Annotated in this window: 4 protein-coding genes; 1 reads left to right on the forward strand and 3 read right to left on the reverse strand. The window is 34.3% G+C overall.

The genetic code is table 11. The features are described 5' to 3' along the window. From Q0252_RS00180 to Q0252_RS00190, 3 genes are all read right to left on the reverse strand, one after another. On the reverse strand, nt 1–839 hold an 839-nt coding region (locus Q0252_RS00180), incomplete at its 3' end, for a molybdopterin-dependent oxidoreductase (RefSeq protein ID WP_297982274.1). Nucleotides 840–852: 13 nt separating this feature from the next. Beyond that, nucleotides 853–1,758 carry an MFS transporter gene (locus Q0252_RS00185; RefSeq protein WP_297982276.1) on the reverse strand — a complete coding sequence of 302 codons (906 nt, stop codon included), beginning with the start codon at nt 1,756–1,758 and terminating at the stop codon, nt 853–855. 427 nt (nt 1,759–2,185) lie between these two features. Continuing rightward, nucleotides 2,186–2,866 (reverse strand): Crp/Fnr family transcriptional regulator, encoded by a 681-nt coding sequence (locus Q0252_RS00190; protein WP_297982279.1) that lies wholly within the window; start codon nt 2,864–2,866, stop codon nt 2,186–2,188. A 533-nt stretch (nt 2,867–3,399) separates the two neighbouring features. Between Q0252_RS00190 and Q0252_RS00195 the strand changes: the two genes are divergently transcribed. Beyond that, on the forward strand, nt 3,400–3,594 hold the full coding sequence (locus Q0252_RS00195; protein WP_297982282.1) for a hypothetical protein: 195 nt from the start codon (nt 3,400–3,402) through the stop codon (nt 3,592–3,594). Nucleotides 3,595–3,634: the final 40 nt, after the last annotated feature.

Here is a 3,634-nt window from a genome sequence, read left to right on the forward strand (position 1 = left end):
CCCCTCTCTCCTTTCTGCAAGGAAATAAAATGTATTCCAAGAGATATAATTAAAACTTTCAACATTGTATTCGTCAATGCAGAATCGGTTCCGGGTCTCAATGGCAGATGAATATCGGCAGTTCTGGCAATCGGGATTTGGCGTGGGTCGATGACAATCAATTTGGCTCCATTATCACGAGCTTCCCAGATTTTATTGGTTAAAACTGGGAAACATTCGCTCACATTTGCTCCGGTAATGATGATGACTTCTGCGTGCGCCAAATCTGCCCAACTGTTGGAAGACCTGTCCATTCCAAAGGCTTTTTTGTTTCCTGCACCAGCACTCACCATACAAAGACGACCGTTGTAATCGAGGTTTGCGGTTTTCAAAGCAACTCGGGCAAATTTCCCGATCATATAACTTTTCTCATTGGTAAGAGAAACGCCGGACAACATTGCGAAAGAATTTTTTCCGTATTTTTCCTGTATTCTTTTAATTTCATTAATCACAACATCGTACGCTTCATCCCATTCTATCGGCACAAAACCTTTACCTTCTACTCTTTTGTATGGCGAAAGCAAACGGTCCGGATGATTATCCTGCATATAGCGCTGAACACCTTTTGGACAAAGTCTACCCTCATTAAAAGGGAAATCGTTCCAAGGTTCAAAACCTACGACTTTTTTGTCTTTTACTTTTAATTGAATGCCACATTGCAAACCACAAAAACAGCAATGCGTTTTTACCAAAGCATCAGGATTTTGAGGATTAGACCTCACTGTACCTTTGTTTGGATAATGTTTGTGCGGTCCGAAAACATTGATGATTTCGTCGGCTGTTACAGGTAATTTTGCCATTTTATTTTAAATTTTAACCAAAATAAGTTCCAGATTCTTGTCGTGCTTTTAGATGTGCTTTTGCAAGCATTGCCCGTTTTCCTTCCGGGCTGAAATCTAAATAACTTTTCCCCTCTTCATTTTCTAAATCGAATCCCATTTCCTGGGTTATTTCTTTTAAATCTTCGATGTGCATTGAAGTTGTGTATTCGTCGCCTGTGTGTGGACAAGTTTGCATTCCACGGCGCTTTCCTTCTATTTTATAGATATTTGCACCAACTTGTGCCGGTCTTTGAAAAATGTGAAAAAACTTCCCGAACGGAATCCACATCAGAAACATTGCAACCGTAATTGCGTGTGTGATTGCCATAAACTGGCTCATTTTTCCTTCGAGATAAGAGTAATCAAACCAAATTCCCAAACCAGTGACGGAAACTGCAACGAGTAAAATCAATGGAAGCCAATCTCTTTCGAACCATTGTGTTGCGATTAATCCCTCGTCTACAAATCTTCTGTGCATCATAATTAAGCAACCTATTATCACCATAATAGCAGTCCAAACCAAAATATGGAAAAGGATAAGTGCCATCACAGTATTAAGTGGAAAAGTCATTACTGTAATCCCCATCATATGGGTTTCATACATATCCGTTGTTCCAGCTTTTAACGTAAAGTGCATCCAGCCAAAGGTGAGCCCGAAAGTAACTGCGAAAGAAATTAAACATCCCGTTGCTAAAAGAAAGTGACCTAGCCATCGCATTCTTCCTCTTTGCATAATAAACCTTTGAAAGAGAATGTTGCGTACAGAAAGACGAATCACCTCTTTCATATAGATTGGATAATCTTTACTGAAGATAAATTCCCAGGTGCGTTTCCAATACTTTTGTGTAGCAGGACGCTGCTTCCAAACAGAATGATGGTAAACTACGCCAAAGGTCATACTTATTGTTCCGAAAAAGTATATGATCAAGGCTGCGTCAAAATTCTGTAAATTCAGAGAGCCTATCACTGTGATAGCAATTACAACGAACGTTGCAATAATAGCATTGAAAAATGCTTTCTTATTTATATTTGTAAAAATACTGAACATGTGCAAAGTTTTAAATGATAACTCACTTACAATCAAGAACCACTTTTTTTCTTAAACAAAGATACAATAACCAATTTTTAAATAAGAGACAAATGTCTTATTTAAAAACATTCAAAATAAATGATGTAAATAATATAAAATACCTAATTGATTAACAATAACTTGTATTTAATATGATTTACATCATATTATAAAAATAAATTGAAATTTCCCTTTTAATCTAGTACCTATAAAAAAAACACCTCAAAAAAGGTGTTAAATGATGATAATATAAAAGTTAAACAAAATCTAACTTCAATTTCTCTAAATCTGCAATCTTTATTCGTTTTCCTGAAAATATGAGGATATTTTCGTTTTCCATGTCTGAAATTACCCGGTGCATAGTTTCATAGGTTGTTCCTATATATGCCGCCAAATCTGTCTTGGTTAGTTCAGCTTTTAAAACATTCTCTTTATCAAGTCCTAAATGATCAATAAGATATAAAAGGTTAACGATAAAACGTTCCTTTACAGATAACTGAACTAAACTTCCCATCTTTTGTTCAGACCAGTGCAGTTCCTCTGCGTAAAACATCATCAATTCATAAGCAAACGTATTATTGGTTTTCAACAAGGTTTTAAAAAAATCCAGTTCTACAAAGCAGAGAACAGAATCTTTCATTGCCGTGGCAGAAATTGGAGAAAGTAAATTAGCCGTCGAAATTCCGCGGTGTCCGACTATATCGCCTTTTTTACCAAATCTCACAATCATTTCACGCTCTCCCCAATGCTTATGAACTTTTACAAAACCATCCTGTATAAAGTAAACTCCTGACATCTCATTCCCTTCCTCTATGAATTTTTGCCCCTTTTTAACCTTGATCAAAAACCTTTTTAGGTCAATCATCTGCCACCAATCCTGCGTTATGTTTTGACACATAAAACACGTATGACTACATTCACTTAATTTTTTATTCATAGTTGAAAACTGAAGGATGTACTGCAAATGTAGATGAATACACTTTGAATAACAAATAAACACATTAAAATGCGTCTTGGCTTAAAAGATTAGTGAAGAAAATATTTGTTTAATATTTCTCCAGATCTTAAATCTTTTAATATTTGATTCGTTTTTAACTTATTGAGTCCACCTAAACTTGAAATCCATTTTCCCGTTTTAATGAAATCTAGAATATTTAATAATTCAGGGTATTTTCTTTGGATCTGTTTTTCATTCAAACCCGTGTACAAGCGACTTTTAAACGAAATTTTTTTACGATATTTATTAAAATTAGCAATTCCAAACAACTCCATTCTCCATCCATAAAAATTACACATGTAATTGTTTCACTATATTTTAAAAGTAATTTTTCAAACGTCTCGGGATTTAGTATTTTTCCATTTTCTGGATTCCAAAGATGCTCAGAATGACAAAGAGGAAAGAAAAATGTTTATTATTACTACCATTGTAATTCCAAATGTGGTTACAAGCATAGTTCCAGTAAAGTAAACTTGGCATTTGAAAATGAACTCCTTAAATACCAATATCATGATGGAATTAATAAATTACTAAAAGAAGTCATCTTAACAAATTTTAAATACATACAGAAAAATATTGATCTTCAGAAAAAAGAAATTTCTGAGCAGATTGTTAATTTGAATAATCGTTTAGATCGCGCAAGAGAAAAATATTTAGTCATTCCTTAAAAAGCTAATTTTTCATTTTGAAAATTATACTTGCCTAAGA

The sequence above is a fragment of the uncultured Chryseobacterium sp. genome, assembly GCF_936933875.1.
GTDB lineage: Bacteria > Bacteroidota > Bacteroidia > Flavobacteriales > Weeksellaceae > CAKZIK01.